General features: G+C 76.3%; 13 protein-coding genes. 7 read left to right on the forward strand and 6 right to left on the reverse strand.

The window, feature by feature from the left end:
* The first annotated feature begins 5 nt into the window (after window positions 1–5).
* From F1641_RS23290 to F1641_RS12745, 4 genes are all read left to right on the forward strand, one after another.
* Window positions 6–731, forward strand: coding sequence for a DUF1524 domain-containing protein (locus F1641_RS23290; RefSeq protein ID WP_206691158.1), 726 nt, complete (start codon window positions 6–8; stop codon window positions 729–731).
* A 98-nt stretch (window positions 732–829) separates the two neighbouring features.
* A complete protein-coding gene (locus F1641_RS12735; protein ID WP_194906161.1) occupies window positions 830–1,978 on the forward strand; it encodes a zinc-dependent alcohol dehydrogenase in 1,149 nt (382 codons plus the stop codon).
* A gap of 19 nt (window positions 1,979–1,997) precedes the next feature.
* On the forward strand, window positions 1,998–2,606 hold the full coding sequence (locus F1641_RS12740; protein WP_206691159.1) for a hypothetical protein: 609 nt from the start codon (window positions 1,998–2,000) through the stop codon (window positions 2,604–2,606).
* Window positions 2,607–2,775: 169 nt separating this feature from the next.
* A complete protein-coding gene (locus tag F1641_RS12745) occupies window positions 2,776–3,984 on the forward strand; it encodes a Bcr/CflA family efflux MFS transporter (RefSeq protein ID WP_194906163.1) in 1,209 nt (402 codons plus the stop codon).
* Between the two features lie 33 nt (window positions 3,985–4,017).
* Here F1641_RS12745 and F1641_RS12750 read toward each other — a convergent pair whose 3' ends face one another.
* Together F1641_RS12750 and F1641_RS12755 are read right to left on the reverse strand one after the other, a co-directional pair.
* Complete coding sequence (locus F1641_RS12750; protein ID WP_194906165.1) at window positions 4,018–5,610, reverse strand: HNH endonuclease signature motif containing protein; 1,593 nt, start codon at window positions 5,608–5,610, stop codon at window positions 4,018–4,020.
* A 134-nt stretch (window positions 5,611–5,744) separates the two neighbouring features.
* Window positions 5,745–6,245 (reverse strand): DUF1801 domain-containing protein, encoded by a 501-nt coding sequence (locus tag F1641_RS12755; protein ID WP_194906168.1) that lies wholly within the window; start codon window positions 6,243–6,245, stop codon window positions 5,745–5,747.
* Window positions 6,246–6,338: 93 nt separating this feature from the next.
* Here F1641_RS12755 and F1641_RS12760 point away from each other — a divergent pair, with 93 nt between their 5' ends.
* The 3 genes from F1641_RS12760 to F1641_RS12770 all read left to right on the forward strand — a co-directional run bounded on the left by F1641_RS12760 (window position 6,339) and on the right by F1641_RS12770 (window position 9,512).
* Window positions 6,339–7,607 carry a cell wall-binding repeat-containing protein gene (locus tag F1641_RS12760; RefSeq protein WP_194906169.1) on the forward strand — a complete coding sequence of 423 codons (1,269 nt, stop codon included), beginning with the start codon at window positions 6,339–6,341 and terminating at the stop codon, window positions 7,605–7,607.
* Window positions 7,608–7,677: 70 nt separating this feature from the next.
* Entirely contained in the window at window positions 7,678–8,940 is a 1,263-nt protein-coding gene (locus F1641_RS12765) for an alpha/beta fold hydrolase (protein WP_194906171.1), read from the forward strand.
* 8 nt (window positions 8,941–8,948) lie between these two features.
* Window positions 8,949–9,512, forward strand: coding sequence for a nucleoside deaminase (locus tag F1641_RS12770; protein WP_194906173.1), 564 nt, complete (start codon window positions 8,949–8,951; stop codon window positions 9,510–9,512).
* Window positions 9,513–9,601: 89 nt separating this feature from the next.
* Here the strand turns inward: F1641_RS12770 and F1641_RS12775 are convergent, their stop codons facing one another.
* From F1641_RS12775 to F1641_RS12790, 4 genes are read right to left on the reverse strand one after another with little or no spacing between them, the layout of a single operon-like run.
* The gene (locus F1641_RS12775) at window positions 9,602–10,618 is read right to left on the reverse strand and encodes a Gfo/Idh/MocA family protein (protein WP_194906175.1); all 1,017 of its coding nucleotides are present in this window, start codon (window positions 10,616–10,618) and stop codon (window positions 9,602–9,604) included.
* Window positions 10,615–11,655: a Gfo/Idh/MocA family protein gene (locus tag F1641_RS12780; protein ID WP_194906177.1), complete on the reverse strand. Its 1,041-nt coding sequence runs from the start codon at window positions 11,653–11,655 to the stop codon at window positions 10,615–10,617. Before F1641_RS12780 ends, F1641_RS12775 begins: the two co-directional genes overlap by 4 nt.
* Window positions 11,652–12,686 (reverse strand): ROK family protein, encoded by a 1,035-nt coding sequence (locus tag F1641_RS12785; RefSeq protein WP_194906179.1) that lies wholly within the window; start codon window positions 12,684–12,686, stop codon window positions 11,652–11,654. Before F1641_RS12785 ends, F1641_RS12780 begins: the two co-directional genes overlap by 4 nt.
* Window positions 12,683–13,918, reverse strand: coding sequence for an ROK family transcriptional regulator (locus tag F1641_RS12790; RefSeq protein ID WP_194906181.1), 1,236 nt, complete (start codon window positions 13,916–13,918; stop codon window positions 12,683–12,685). Before F1641_RS12790 ends, F1641_RS12785 begins: the two co-directional genes overlap by 4 nt.
* Window positions 13,919–13,989 lie beyond the last annotated feature (71 nt).

The following is a 13,989-nucleotide window of genomic DNA, read 5'->3' on the forward strand; positions in this document are numbered from 1 at the left end:
CCCGCGTGCAGTTCGGGAAGGCCTGGGCCGACGTCGACCGCAACGGCTGCGACACCCGCAACGACGTCCTCACCCGCGACCTCGCGTCGCGGACCTACGTGAAGGGCACCCGGAACTGCGTCGTGTACAGCGGCACGCTCGCGGACGCCTACTCCGGCAGGTCCATCAGCTTCGTGCGCGGTGTGCGCACCAGCTCGGCGGTGCAGGTCGACCACGTGGTGGCGCTGTCCGACGCGTGGCAGAAGGGCGCCCAGTCCTGGGACACCACCCGCCGCACCGCCTTCGCCAACGACCCGCTCAACCTCGTCGCCGCGGACGGTCCCCTGAACGCGGCGAAGGGCGACGGCGACGCCGCCACCTGGCTGCCTCCGGCCAGGGCCTCGCGGTGCGCGTACGTGGCGCGGCAGGTGGCGGTGAAGGTCCGCTACGGCCTGTGGATGACGAAGGCGGAGCACGAGGCGAGCGGCGCGGTCCTGGCGACCTGCCCCTCCGAGCCGCTGCCCACCGGGGGCACCCTGCTCCCGGCCCTGTCGTCCAAGGCCGCGAAGGCGACCGCCAAGCCCACCAGCAAGCCGACCGCCAAGCCGACCGCGACGCCGTCGACCAGGTCGATCCGCTACGAGGACTGCGACGCGGTGCGCGCCGCCGGCAAGGCACCCATCCGCCAGGCCGACCCCGGCTTCCGCCCCGCCTTCGACCGGGACGGCGACGGCGTCGGCTGCGACCGCTGACCCACCGCGGAGGGCGGTGATCACTGTGGGTGATCGGTTCGCGTCCCCCGGACGGGTGCGGGAGCGTGGGACGCAGCCGAGCAGACGAGGTGGTCCTGATGAAGGCGATGGCGTACCGAGGCCCCTACAAGGTGAGGGTCGAGGAGAAGGCCAGACCAAGGATCGAGCACCCGAACGACGCTGTGATCAGGGTGACCCTGGCCGCGATCTGCGGGTCGGACCTCCACCTGTACCACGGGCTGATGCCCGACACCCGGATCGGCCACACCTTCGGCCACGAGTTCATCGGGGTCGTCGACGAGGTCGGGTCGTCCGTCCAGAACCTCACCGTCGGTGACCGCGTGATGGTGCCGTTCAACATCTACTGCGGCACGTGCTGGTTCTGCTCGCGGGGCCTGTCCTCCAACTGCCACAACGTCAACCCCAACGCGACGGCGGTCGGCGGCATCTACGGCTACTCCCACACCACGGGCGGGTACGACGGCGGGCAGTCGCAGTTCGTCCGCGTCCCCTTCGCCGACGTGGGCCCCTCGAAGATCCCCGACTGGATGTCCGACGAGGACGCGGTGCTCCTCACCGACATGACGGCCACCGGCTACTTCGGGGCGCAGCTGGCTGACGTCGTCGAGGGCGACACCGTGGTGGTGCTCGGCGCCGGCCCCGTGGGCCTGGTGGCCGCGAGGTCGGCGTGGCTGATGGGGGCGGGCCGCGTCATCGTCGTCGACCACCTCGACGAGCGCCTCGAGCGCGCCCGCACCTGGGCGCTGGCGGAGACCCTCAACTTCACGCACGTCGACGACGTGGTCCTGGAGATGAAGAAGCAGACCGACTTCCTCGGAGCCGACTCCGTGATCGACTGCGTGGGCGCCGAAGCCGACGGCAACCTGACCCAGCACCTGACCGGCGCCAAGCTCAAGCTGCAGGGCGGCTCGCCCGTGGCGCTGAACTGGGCCATCGACGGGGTGCGCAAGGGCGGCACCGTCTCGGTGATCGGGGCCTACGGCCCCGTCCCCAACGCGGTGAAGTTCGGCGACGCCATGAACAAGGGCCTCACGCTGCGGATGAACCAGGCGCCGGTGAAGCGCCAGTGGCCGCGGCTGTTCGAGCACGTCAAGGCCGGGCACCTCAGGCCGAGCGAGCTCGTGACCCACCGCTTCCCGCTGGAGCACATCGCCGAGGCGTACCACGTGTTCTCCAGCAAGCTCGACGGCTGCATCAAGCCGCTCGTGATCCCCGACGCCGCGTGAGAAGGGCAGGACGACGACGATGAGCGCTGACCAGCGGGCCGGCGGCCCGGCGACCCCGCACGTCGCTCACAAGCGGCGGCCCGCCCCCACCGCCGAGGAGCTGCGCGCGCGCATCCCCGGCTGGGGGGCCGACCTCGACCCCGCGGACCGGCCCTCGTTCCCGAGGCTCGTCTGGCAGGACGGCCGCTCGGGAGCCCACTGGGACTACCCGGCCGAGCAGCCCGGCGGGCAGCGGCGCGAGCGGTCCGTCGAGCACGCCCAGCTGACCCCGGTGTTCGGCACGGCGCAGCCCCTCCACGGGGTGTCCGGCGCGGTGAGGCGCCTCGCCTACAGCCGCTACAGCGAGGGCCGGCTGGCGCACTGGCTGCTCCTGATGGCCGGCGACCGCGTCGACGCCTGGGGGGCGCACGCCCGCTCCGTGCTCAGCGGACGGCCGGACCAGCCCCTGACCGAGACCGGTGTCGTCGGGGAGGTGACGCACCACGGGCTCGCGTCGCGACGGCGCGGCAACCGCACCGACGCCCGTCACCACCTGCTCGACCCGCTGGTCGTGGCCGGTCCGTGGGTCGCCGCGGCGGCTGGCGCGGTCCTCGGCGTCCGGGCCCTCGTCCGCACCGCTCGGTCCTGACCCCGCACCGCTCGGTCCTGACCCCCGCACCACTCGGTCCTGACCCCCGCGACGATCATGCGCCTCCGCGCCACACCGTGCTGCGCCACCGCTGCGGTGGTGGCGCTCAGGTGCGTGATCGTCGCGAGGGAGGGGGCCCTCGCGCGGAGCACCCCGGAGACTGGGCGGTGTGACACCGCACCGCCCCAGCGCCGTCCCCGCGCGGCGCCCCTCCCTGCTGGCGCTGGCGCTGGTCACCGGGATCGGCCCCTTCGCCACCGACACCTACCTCGCGGCGCTGCCCCAGGTCCGTGACGCGCTGGCCACCAGCTCCGCGGGTGCGCAGCTCACGATCACCGGGTTCATCGTGGGGCTCGCGGTGGGGCAGCTCGTCGCAGGACCGGTCAGCGACGGTCGGGGACGGCGCGGCGTCGTCCTGCTCAGCGCGGCGGCCTTCACCGCGGTGTCGCTGCTGTGCGTGGTCGCCCCGAGCGTCGAGCTGCTGGTGCTGCTGCGCGTGCTGCAGGGGCTGGTCGCCGGTGCCGGAGTGGCCGTGGGGCGTGCGGTGATCAGCGATTCCCACACCGGCGTCGCGGCGGCGCAGGCCTTCGGCACCCTCGCGGCGATCACCCTGCTCGCGCCGGTCATCGCCCCCGCGGTCGGCGGGCTGGTCCTCGCCGTCGCCGACTGGCGGGCGGTGTTCGGGCTGATGGCGGCCCTGGGCGTGCTGATGTTGGTGGCGGCGGTGGTCGGCGTCCCCGAGACCCTGCCGCCGGAGCGGCACCAGCGCGGTGGGCTGCGAGCGCTGGGGTCGCGGGTGGGCAACCTCGTCGTCGACCGGGCGTTCATGCACCCCGTGGCGGTGCAGTGCCTGGCCACGGCCGGGTTCTTCGTCTACATCGGCGGCTCGTCGCTGGTCCTCCAGGGCGCTCTCGGCCTGAGCAGCGGCACGTACTCGCTGGTCTTCGCGACCAACGCCGCGGCGATGGCGGCCGCCAGCCTCGCCTTCCGCCTCACCGTGGCCCGCTGGGGGGCGCGCCCCCTGCGGTGGGTCGGGCTGCTGACCTCGACCGCCGGCGCGGTGGCCCTGCTGGTGGTGGCCCTGGCTGAGGGGGCCGAGGTGCCGCTGGCGGCCGTCTGGCCGCTCCTGTGCCTGGTCGTGGCGGGCATGGGGCTCGTCCTGCCCGCCAACACCGTGCTCGGTCAGGAGGCAGGACGGCGCTCGGCGGGCACGGCGTCGTCGCTGCTGGGCGGCTCGGGCTTCCTGGTGGGCGCGGCGGTGACGCCGCTGACCGGGATCGTCGGCGACGAGTCGGTGCTCGCGATGGCGGCGCTCATGGTGCCGGGCTTCGTGGCGGCCGTGCTCGTGGCTGCGGCGCCGCACCTGCGGCGTCGCTGACCCAGCCCCTCGCGCCACCCCGGACGGACCGGCTCAGCCGGTGGGGGCGAACCGCCACCGCGCGTCGTCGGCCTGGTCGAGGAGGTCGTCGGGTGCGTCCTCGGGTGGCTCGTCCCAGGGGTCGCCGAAGAGCAGCTGCTGACCTCGCCGTCGTGCCCGTTCCCTGACCGCCCGCCTCGGGTTCACCAGCCAGCGCCGGAGCGGGTCGACCGCCGCCGGCGCCCGCAGCTGCGGCACCCCGTCGACCATGCGCACCTGCCAGTGACCGAGCGTCACCTGGAGGTGGTGCCGGGGGCAGAGCAGGACGCCGTTGTCGAGGTCCGTGTCACCGCCGAGGGCCCAGTCCTGCACGTGGTGCGCCTGGAGCCACCCGAGGTGTGCGTCGCACCCCGGCACCGCGCAGCCGCCGTCGCGCGCGTACAGCGCCCGGCGCTGGGGCGGGGTGAAGCACCGCACCGAGCGGCCGAGCGCCAGCACGGAGGCGTCGGCTCCCTCGGCGGAGAGCACGACCGCCTGGATGACCGCTCGCGACAGCAGGGTCCGGAGCACCGCCCGGGGGAGCGGGCCCGTCTGCTCGCACACCGCGCGCCCGGCACCCGGCTCGTCGCGGACCTGCGCCTCGGTCGCCGTGACGACGATGCGCGGGGGCTCCCCGCCGCGCGTCGTCGTCGGGTCGGCGCCCTGCAGGGCGACCAGGCCGAGCGCGTCGGCGCGCCGCTGGGTGGCGCTGCGCTCGTCGCGCACGGTGAGGCGCGGTCCGTCGGCGCCGTGGGGCGCGGGCGCGTCGTCGTAGGTGGTCTCGTCGCGGACCACGCGGCCGTCGTCGTCGTGCTCGACGGTCCGGACCCCGGCGCGACCGCCTCCGGCGGGCAGGTCGGGGCGAGAGGGGTCGTCGGGCGCCACCTCGGCCTCGACCTGCGCCTGCGGACGGCTGTAGTGGTCGATCACCGCGACCAGCTGCGCACCCGCCACGGGGTCGAGCAGCCCGCGGACCGCGACCCACCCGTCGGCGTGGACGGTCGTGTCGAAGCGCCGCCGGGTCAGCGCGTCGGGGTCGAGGTCGCCGTCGGCCCGGCTCGGGTCGAGCACGTCGAGCAGGTCGGTGCAGAGCTGGACGGCCTGCGCGTGGGTCAGCCCGGGCAGGTCCTCGGCGAGGGTCTCATCGAGGGAGGCCGCCACCTGGCGGCGCACGTCGCGCGGCAGCGCCCGCAGGGTGCGGGCCGCCAGCTCGAAGACCTCCGTGGACAGCCGCCCCTCGGCGTGCACCGCCGTCACCGCGGGCATCGGCGGCTGCCCCGTGTCACCGGCACCGGTGGCCCGCGCCACCTGCTCGAGGCGCTTCGCGGCCGCGGCGGGCAGCCCGCCCGCGCCGCCCAGCAGCTCGACCAGCGACGCCGCCCCCACCTCGTCGAGGTCGAGCCGGCCGAAGGAGTCGACGACGCGGAGCAGCGCTGAGTCGACGAGGCGCCGCAGCACCAGCAGGTCGGTCAGAGCGCCGTGCCGCTGCGGGGCCTCGAGCGACCCCAGGAAGCACGCCGCCTCCACCACCTCGCGCAGCGGCGCCTGGGCGGCGGCGAGCGCACCGGCGAGCCGGTCCTGCCCGTCCGCACCACCCGTCGAGGTCATGTGGATCACGCTAGAGGTGGCCCCCGACAGTCGAACACCTGCGCAAACCACCTGCACAGGGGGGCAATCTGCGCACGTCGAGGTTCACCCGTCCGGAGCAGCGGACGGACCTCTCGACCACCGCTGCGAGGACGTCACCGCAGCTCCGCGTGCGGCGGGGGCGACATGCTCGTCGTCGACAGGACCCGGTCCAGGAGCAGGGGGCTCCCGGGCTGGCAGGCCCCGGTGACTGCCGAGCGGGCGTGCCCGAGGCGCACGAGCTCGGTCAGCACGTCGACGTCGGCACCCCCGACCTCCCCTCCGAGGCGCCGGAGGTAGACGCAGCTCACCGCGGCCTCGTGCGGCCCGAGGCGAGCCAGCAGCTCCTCGGCGTCGGGCCCGCTGCGCAAGCCGTACACCGCCACTCGCGTGCCGCGCACGGCGAAGCCCACGGCCGGCCACTCGTGGGTGCGACCGCCCGACGTCGTCGTCGTGGTGCCGTACCCGACGATCGACCCCCACAGCACCGCGGTCTCCCCGGTGGCCCGGGCGAAGACGTCGGCCACCGCCCGCGCCAGCGGCTGGCGCGCCGGAGGCAGCGCGTCGAGGTGACCCGCCAGGTCGGTGCCGGTCCGCTGCGTCTTCGGGGTGGCCACGCCGTCGAGGGTCGTCCTGCGCGCTCCGGCGTGGCAACCCCTGCCGATCTCCGCCCCCTGCCACGGTGCAGGCAGTCGACTGGGGGGTCAACGATGAGCACGACGACGACGGCCGGAGCGCGCACGCCGCGGAGGGTCCGAGGGGCCCTGACCGCGACCCTGACCGCGGCGCTGGTGGCAGGGGGCCTGCTCGCAGCAGCCGCCCCGGCGCAGGCGCTGAGCACCGACCGCTGGTGGGGCGCCGACCGGCACGGCACCGCGGCGTCGGTCTCGGGCGCGGCGTTCGGCGGCGGGGCGAAGGGCGCCGTCGTCGTCAACGGCGGCAGCTTCGCCGACGCGCTCGCGGCGGCGCCGCTGGCCGCGTCGCTGCGGGTGCCGCTGCTGACCACCGCCCAGGGACAGCTCCCTGACAGCGCCCGGAGCGAGCTCCGACGCCTCGCGCCCGAGAGCGTCTGGGTGGTGGGAGGGGCCGCGGCCGTCAGCGACGACGTCGTCACCGAGCTCCGCGGCCTCACCAGCGGTGACGTCACGCGGCTCCAGGGTGCGAGCCGGTACGACACCGCGGCGCAGGTCGCGCAGACGCACTTCGCCTCGAGCCCGGACCGCGAGGTCTACGTGGCCTCGGGCGAGGGCTTCGCCGACGCGCTGTCCGCGGGCGCCGCCAGCGCCTCCCGCGGGGTGCCCCTCCTCCTCACCACCCGCGACGGCCTCCCCGCGGAGACGGTCACCGCGCTGCAGGCGCTCGCCCCGTCGCGCATCACCGTGGTCGGAGGCACCTCGGTGGTCTCGCCCGGCGTCCAGGGCCAGCTCGAGGCGGAGTGGCCCGGCAAGGTCCGCCGCATCGCCGGCGACGACCGCTACGACACCGCCGCGAAGGTCGTGAAGGACCTCACCGGCTCCGCACCCCGCGTGCTGCTCGCGAGCGGCGCCGACTTCCCCGACGCGCTCGCGGGCGCCGCGCTCGGCCAGCCGCTGCTGCTGAGCCGCCCCGACTGCCTGCCCCAGGTGACGGCCGACGCCTACGCGGCCCTCGGCACCGGCGGCGTGACCGGCCTCGGCGGCCCCGGTGTGCTCAGCGACACCGCGCTCGCGGGCGCGGTCTGCGCCCCGGCGCCCGCCCCCGCGCCGTCGTCGAGCGCGTCGGCCTCGGCGAGCGGGTCGGGGAGCGCGACGGCGAAGCCCGCCTCGACGCCCCGGCCGAGCACCACGACGTCGACCCCGAAGGCCACCTCCGGCGGCTCGGCGTACTACGCCAACTGCGACGCGGTCCGTCGGGCCGGCAAGGACCCCCTGTACCGCGGTCAGCCCGGGTACAGCTCGAAGCTCGACCGCGACGGCGACGGGGTCGCCTGCGAGCGCTGACCAGCCGCCGACCAGCCGCCGACCAGCCGCTGACGTGCCGCGCCCGGGGCGGCGGATCATGCTGGAGCGCGTGCACCGCCCCGGAGCCGCCAGGCTCGCCCGCCACCTCTTCGCCCGCAGCGGCTCGGTGGTCCACCGCCCCCTCGGCCCCGGTGACGACGGCGGCGGTGGCGGCGGTGGCGTCGGCGGCACGGTCGGCGTCACCTGGCTGCGGGACACCCCGCCGCACGCCCGCCGCGGGCTCCCGGTCCTCGTCATCCCGGGCGGTCCCGGCCTCGCCTCCGCCGTCCCCTACCGCCACTGGCGCTCGCGGGCGGCGGCGCTCGGCATCGACGCGGTCATGGTCGAGCACCGCGGGGTGGGCCTGTCGCGGCTCGACGACGGCGGCCGCGGCCTCCCGCGCAGCGCCGTCACCGTGGAGGCGGTGGTCGACGACCTCGCCGCCGCGCTCGACGACGCCGGGGTCGGGCGCGCCGTCGTCGACGGCGCCTCGTACGGCACGTACCTCGCGCAGGCCTTCGCCGCCCGGCACCCCGAGCGCGTGGCGGCGCTGGTGCTCGACTCCCCGATGCTCTCGGTGGTCGACGACCTCGCCGCCGTCCGCGCCCACCGGCGGCGCCTGCTGTGGGACGGCGGGGAGCCGTCGACGGCGAGGGCTGCGGCGGCCGTGCGGGAGCTCGGTCAGCGCGCGACCACGCGCGAGCTCCAGACCGAGCTGACCGCCGTCGTCGCGCTGGTCCACGAGTTCGCCGGGCCGGAGGTGCTGCGGCGGCTCGTCGTCGCCCGCGGGCGGGGGCGCCTGCGGTGGCTGTGGTCCCAGCTCGCGGCGCTGGGGGCGTCCGAGGCGTCGGAGTCGGTGCAGCGCTTCGTCAACGAGCCCGACCTCGTGGCGGGCATCGCCTACGGCCAGCTCGGCTTCGGCCAGCCGCCCGACGGCGGTCCGCTGGACCCCCAGCTCATCCACGCCGAGGCGGCGACGAGCCAGCCGGCGTTCGCGGGGGAGCCGTTCGACCTGGTGGCGGCGCTGCGGCGCACCGACGTGCCGGTCGTCGTCATCTCCGGTGACCGCGACCTGACCACGCCGCGCCCCGTCGCCGAGCGCGTCGTGTCCCTCGCCCGGAACGGCCTGCTCGTGCCGCTGCCGGGCACCGGCCACAGCGCGCTCGAGGTCCACCCCGAGGCGTCGCTGGTCGTCGCCCGCGCGGTGGCCGACGGCGACCTCGACCGCCTCCGCGACCCGGCGACCGTCGCGCGCCTGCCCCGCCGCGGCCTCGCGCACCTCGGAGGCACCGCCCTGCGCGCCGTCGTCGTGGCCGGCACCCCGTCGCGCTGACCGTCGCGATGGGCGCTGCGCTGGCGGCGCCGCCCGCGCCCTGTTCTCCTGGCCGAGGAGACCTGACCTCGAGCACAGGGGGACACGTGGAGCAGCAGGACCGGCACGTGGCGAGGGCCGTGGACCTCGCCCTGGAGAACGTCGAGGCCGGCGGCAAGCCCTTCGCGTGCGTCGTCGTCGAGCGGGGCAGCGGTGAGGTGCTGGTCGAGGCCGCGAACCAGGTCGCGCAGACCGGCGACCTGACGGCGCACGCCGAGATCACCGCCATCCGTCGCCTCGCCGAGCGGGGCCGCAGCGGGCTGGAGGGCTGCGACGTCTACGTCACGGCCTACCCCTGCCCGATGTGCCTGGGCGCGCTCTACTACGCGCAGCCGGAGCGGGTGGTCTACGTCGCGACGCGCGAGCAGGAGGACCGCCACTACGAGGACGGCAACCGCTACACCTCGCTGGCCACCTTCTACGACGAGTACGCCAAGCCCGTCGGCGAGCGGAACCTCCCCGCCGAGCAGGGCGGGCACCCCGACCCCGAGGCACCGTTCCGGGCCTGGTCGGCCGCGCACCCCGAGGGCTGACCGCTCCCAGGGCTGAGCGCTCCGCAGATGGGCCCCTGGGGAGTGACGGGGCGGTCACTCCCCAGGGGCCCATCTGCGGAGCACCCCGTTCAGACGGGCCGGACCGCCACGGTCTCGCCGGTCCGGTACGACTCCTGCGCCGCCAGCACCACGGACAGCGTCCGCGCGCCGACCTCGAGGTCGGGCTGGGGAGCCGACCCGCTGCGCACGGCGCCGAGGAAGGTGTCGAGCATCGCCTCGTCGAGGTCGGGCCCGTAGGCCAGCTCGACCGGCAGCCCGCTGGAGCTCTCGAGCCCGCGGACCTTGGAGCCGAAGACGTAGACGGAGACGGTCCCGCCCGTGCCGGCCGCGGTCAGCGACAGCCCGCCCCAGCTGGGCGCGCTCTCCGGCTTCGACCACGAGCAGTCGATGGTGACCACCAGCCCGTCCGGGTAGGTGATGGCCACGAGCCCGGCGGTCTCCGCCGCGGCGTCCGGGTGCAGCAGCTGGTTGCCCACCGCGCTGACCGTCAGCGCCTGCGCCCCGCCGGTGAGCACGTCGAGCAGGTCGGCCAGGTGGACGACGTGGTCGACCAGCGCCCCACCGCCGGCGAGCGCCGGGTCGGTGAACCACGACCGCGACGTCGGCAGCTTGCCGTTGTTGGCGCCGCGCACCGACAGCAGCTGGCCGAGGCGGCCACCAGCGACCTGGTCGCGCAGCTGCCCGAAGGCGCTGGAGAACCGCACCGGGTAGGCGACCATGAGGAACCGCCCGGAGCGCTCGACGGCCGCGCGCATCGCGGCGGCGTCGTCGCGGGACGTCGCCAGCGGCTTCTCGCAGAGCACGTGGCAGCCGGCGTCGAGCGCCTGCTCCACCAGCTCGCGGTGGCGGGCGTTCTCGCTGGCGACGACGACGGCGTCGAGCCCCCGCGCCAGCAGCTCCGCGACCGTGGCGACGTGCTCGACGCCCCAGGCCGCAGCCGCCTCGGCGCCGCGCAGCTCGCCGGGCGCGTGTGGCCCGGGGTCGCAGGTGACCAGCTCGACGTCGGCGCGGTCGCGCAGCAGCGCCGCGTACGTCTCGGCGTGGGTGTGGGCGAAGGAGAGCAGCCCGATCTTCAGGGTGTTCATGCGCGGGCTCCCTGCTCGGTCAGGTGGACGGTGGTGCCGGTGCGGGCCGCCTCGATCGCGGCGTTCGCGACGCGCACCGCCTCCGCGCCCTCGCGGGCGGTGATGCGGGGGGTGCGAGGGGTGGCGCCGTCACCCGGTGCGGAGCGCAGCGCCTCGACGAGCTCGCGCAGCTCGAGGAAGTACGGGTCGTCGAGGGGGTCGGTGTCGGGCACGAGGGCGCCCGCCCCGTCACCGGCGGCGGCGAGGTCGGTGACGACGGCGCGCTCGGCCGCCGAGGAGTGCTCGAGCGAGCCGGCGGTGCCGGTGACGGAGAACGACGTCGTGAACTGCAGGTGCGCCGGGCCCCAGAACCCGTTGACCTGGCTGACCGCGCCGCCGGCGTGGGTGAGCAGCACGTGCGCGGCGGCGGCGGGCTCGGCAGCGCCGTCGGCGCTGTGCGTCGACACCGCCGACACGCTCACGACCGGGCCCGCGAGCCAGGTCGCGATGTCGATGTCGTGGACCATCTGGTCGAGGATGATCCCGCCCGAGGCCTCGACGTCCGCGAACCACGGGGTGCGCGTGGGGTAGGCGCCGGAGCGGGTGAAGCGCAGCACGGCGAGGTCGCCCAGGTCACCGCGGGCGACCGCGGCGTGGAGGGCGGCGTACTCGGGGAAGTACCGCACCACGTGGGCGGGGTAGAGCCGCCGGCCGAGGCGCTCGGCGAGGTCGGCCAGCGCCGCGGCGTCGTCGGCGGTGCGGGCCATGGGCTTCTCGCAGATGACGTCCTTGCCCGCCTCGAGCGCCCGGGTGACCACGGCGGTGTGCGTGGGGGTGGGCGTGATGACGTCGACGACGTCGACCGCGTCGAGCAGCTCGTCCAGCGACCCGACGACCCGGCCGGTGCCGTGGCGGGCCACCAGCTCCTCGGCGCCCGCCTCGGAGAAGACGACGACCTCGGCGCCCAGGCGCGCCAGGTGGGGGAGGTGGCACTCGGCGATGCCGCCGGCGCCGACCAGCCCGATCCTCAGCGGTCGGGCGTCGGGAGTGGTGCTCATCTGCGTCCTCCGGTCGTGGCACGGGGTGCCGCTGCGTGCTGGAGCGCGCCGGCGCCGGAGCGGGCGCGCTGGTGGAAGTCGTCGGCGGCGGGGACCCCCGCCGCGTCCAGGGCCAGGAGGGCGGCGCCCACCAGGCCCGCCCCGGGGCCGACCCGCGAGAGGTCGAGCTGCGGCGGCTGCCGCCACGGGAGCGCGGTGCCCAGCGCCGCGGCGAGCGGGTCGGCCAGCGCCGGGCCGGCCTGGGAGAGCCCGCCCCCGACCACCACGAGCTGCGGGTCGACGATCGCCACCAGCGCCGCGACGGCCTGCGCCAGGCACGTGACGGCCTCGCCCCAGACGGTGTCGGCCGCGTCGTCGTGCCCGAGGCGCGCCGCCACGTCGGCGGCGGTGGCGCCGACGGGACCGCCGCGCGCGGTGTAGCGGCGGGCGATGCTGGCCGCGGAGGCGTACGCCTCGACGCAGCCGCGCTGCCCGCAGGCGCACCGCTCCCCGCCGGGGACGACGACGACGTGCCCGAGCTCACCGGCGGCGCCGGTGCCCCCGGCGAGCACCACGCCCCCCGTCGCCACCGCGGAGGCGACGCCGGTGCCGACGGGCACGAAGGCCATGTCGCGGGGGAGGTCCCCGGTCAGCGGGTCGCGGCGCGCGGACCGCTCGGCGAGCAGGGCCGCGCGGGCGTCGTGGTCGACGCGCGCCGGGAGGCCGAACCGCTCGCCCAGCTCCGCGACCAGCGGGTAGCTGCGCCAGCCGAGGTTGGCGGCGAACTCGACGGTGCCGCTCGCGGCGTCGACGAGCCCGGGGGAGGCCACGCCGACCCCCGCCACCTCGCTGCCGGCGGAGCGCGCGTCGGCGACGAGGCCCGCGACGAGCGCGTGGAGCGACGCCGCGGGGGCGCCAGGAGACGAGGTGCCCGGGGAGGTCTCCGGGGAGCGGGTGGGGACGACGCGCAGCGCGAGCACGGCACCGGTGGCGTCGACGACCGCCCCCTTGAGGGTGGTCCCGCCGACGTCGACCGCGACGACCGCCCTCATGCGACCTGGCCGGCGGCGGCCACCCTGGCCTGGACCCGCGCGGGGGCGAGGACCTCGTCGAGGGCCAGGTAGCAGGCCCCGCGCAGGCCGGCGTCGGCGCCGTCGACGGCGGTGCGCACGTCGAGGGCGCCGCTGGTCAGCGGCAGCGCCCGCTCGAACACCTCGGCGCGCAGGGCGGCGACCAGCGGGGCCGAGCTCGACATGACGCCGCCGAGCACCACGTCGCTGGGGTTGAAGAAGTTGGCGGCGGCGGCCAGCACGCTGCCGATGGCCCGGCCCGCGGCCCGCAGCTGGGCGACGACGACGGGGTCGCCCGCGTCACCGAGGCGCACCACGGCGGTGGCGTCGGCGACGTCGTAGCCGCGCTGGCGCAGGTCGGCCACCAGGGCGCCGCCGCTGGCCACCGACTCCAGGCACGCGGGCACCCCGCAGGTGCACGGGATGACGCCGGGGCCGGTGACACCGGTGTGGCTGATCTCGCCGGCGGAGCCGCTGGCGCCGCGGTGCAGGCGGCCCGCCGAGACGATGCCGCAGCCGATGCGGGTGCCGAGCTTGACGGCCATGAGGTGCTCGGGCCCGTCGGTGCCGGGGGAGGCGCCCGCGGCCCAGCCGGAGCCGTGCAGCTCGGCGTAGGCGAGCAGGTTGGCGTCGTTCTCGATGAAGACGGGGGCGCTGGTGTGCGCGGCGAAGAGCTCGGGCACCGACACCCCGTGCCAGGCGGGCATGAAGGAGGGCTGCACCACGCGGCCGCCGGGGTGCTCGATGGGGGCGGGCACGCTCACCGCGAGGCCGAGCAGCCCGGCCGGGTCGACGCCCGCCTCGGCGGCCATGCGCTGCAGGTGCGTCCACGCCTCGGCCGCGAACGCCTCGGGCGCCTGCGTGAGGTCGGTGCGGGGCTCCTCGACCGAGGCGATGCGCCGGCCGGTGAGGTCGGTGAGCGCGAGCTGCACGTGGTGCGCGCCGAGCGCGACGGCGCCGACGTGGCCGGCCGAGGCCTCCAGGCGCAGCACGCGGGCGCGCCGGCCACCGGTGGAGCTCGCGTCACCGCCCTCGGTGACCAGGCCGAGGCGCTGCAGGGCGTCGACCCGCAGGCCGACCGTCGAGGGCGCCAGCCCGGTGTGCTTGGCCAGGTCGGCGCGGGTCTGCGCCACCCCCGTGCGGATCAGGTGGAGCACGTCTCCTGCCGACCCGGGCGCTGCTGCCGCCTCGAGGTGCCGCCCCTCGCTCACCATGGCCGGAACGTAGCACGGACGTCGAACGTCCAAGTTCGGCGTTGGTACTTGTTCACTCGAAGAACGAGCGC

It is taken from the genome of Quadrisphaera sp. INWT6 (assembly GCF_015390235.1).
GTDB lineage: Bacteria > Actinomycetota > Actinomycetes > Actinomycetales > Quadrisphaeraceae > Quadrisphaera.

Bases quoted from the DNA above. Each gene is read 5' to 3' on its own strand.
- F1641_RS12740 (WP_206691159.1), top strand. From the start codon at position 1,998: ATGAGCGCTGACCAGCGGGCCGGCGGCCCGGCGACCCCGCACGTCGCT.
- F1641_RS12750 (WP_194906165.1), bottom strand. From the start codon at position 5,610: ATGACCTCGACGGGTGGTGCGGACGGGCAGGACCGGCTCGCCGGTGCG.
- F1641_RS12775 (WP_194906175.1), bottom strand. From the start codon at position 10,618: ATGAACACCCTGAAGATCGGGCTGCTCTCCTTCGCCCACACCCACGCC.
- F1641_RS12735 (WP_194906161.1), top strand. From the start codon at position 830: ATGAAGGCGATGGCGTACCGAGGCCCCTACAAGGTGAGGGTCGAGGAG.
- F1641_RS12770 (WP_194906173.1), top strand. From the start codon at position 8,949: ATGGGCGCTGCGCTGGCGGCGCCGCCCGCGCCCTGTTCTCCTGGCCGA.
- F1641_RS12790 (WP_194906181.1), bottom strand. From the start codon at position 13,918: ATGGTGAGCGAGGGGCGGCACCTCGAGGCGGCAGCAGCGCCCGGGTCG.
- F1641_RS12780 (WP_194906177.1), bottom strand. From the start codon at position 11,655: ATGAGCACCACTCCCGACGCCCGACCGCTGAGGATCGGGCTGGTCGGC.
- F1641_RS12760 (WP_194906169.1), top strand. From the start codon at position 6,339: ATGAGCACGACGACGACGGCCGGAGCGCGCACGCCGCGGAGGGTCCGA.
- F1641_RS12785 (WP_194906179.1), bottom strand. From the start codon at position 12,686: ATGAGGGCGGTCGTCGCGGTCGACGTCGGCGGGACCACCCTCAAGGGG.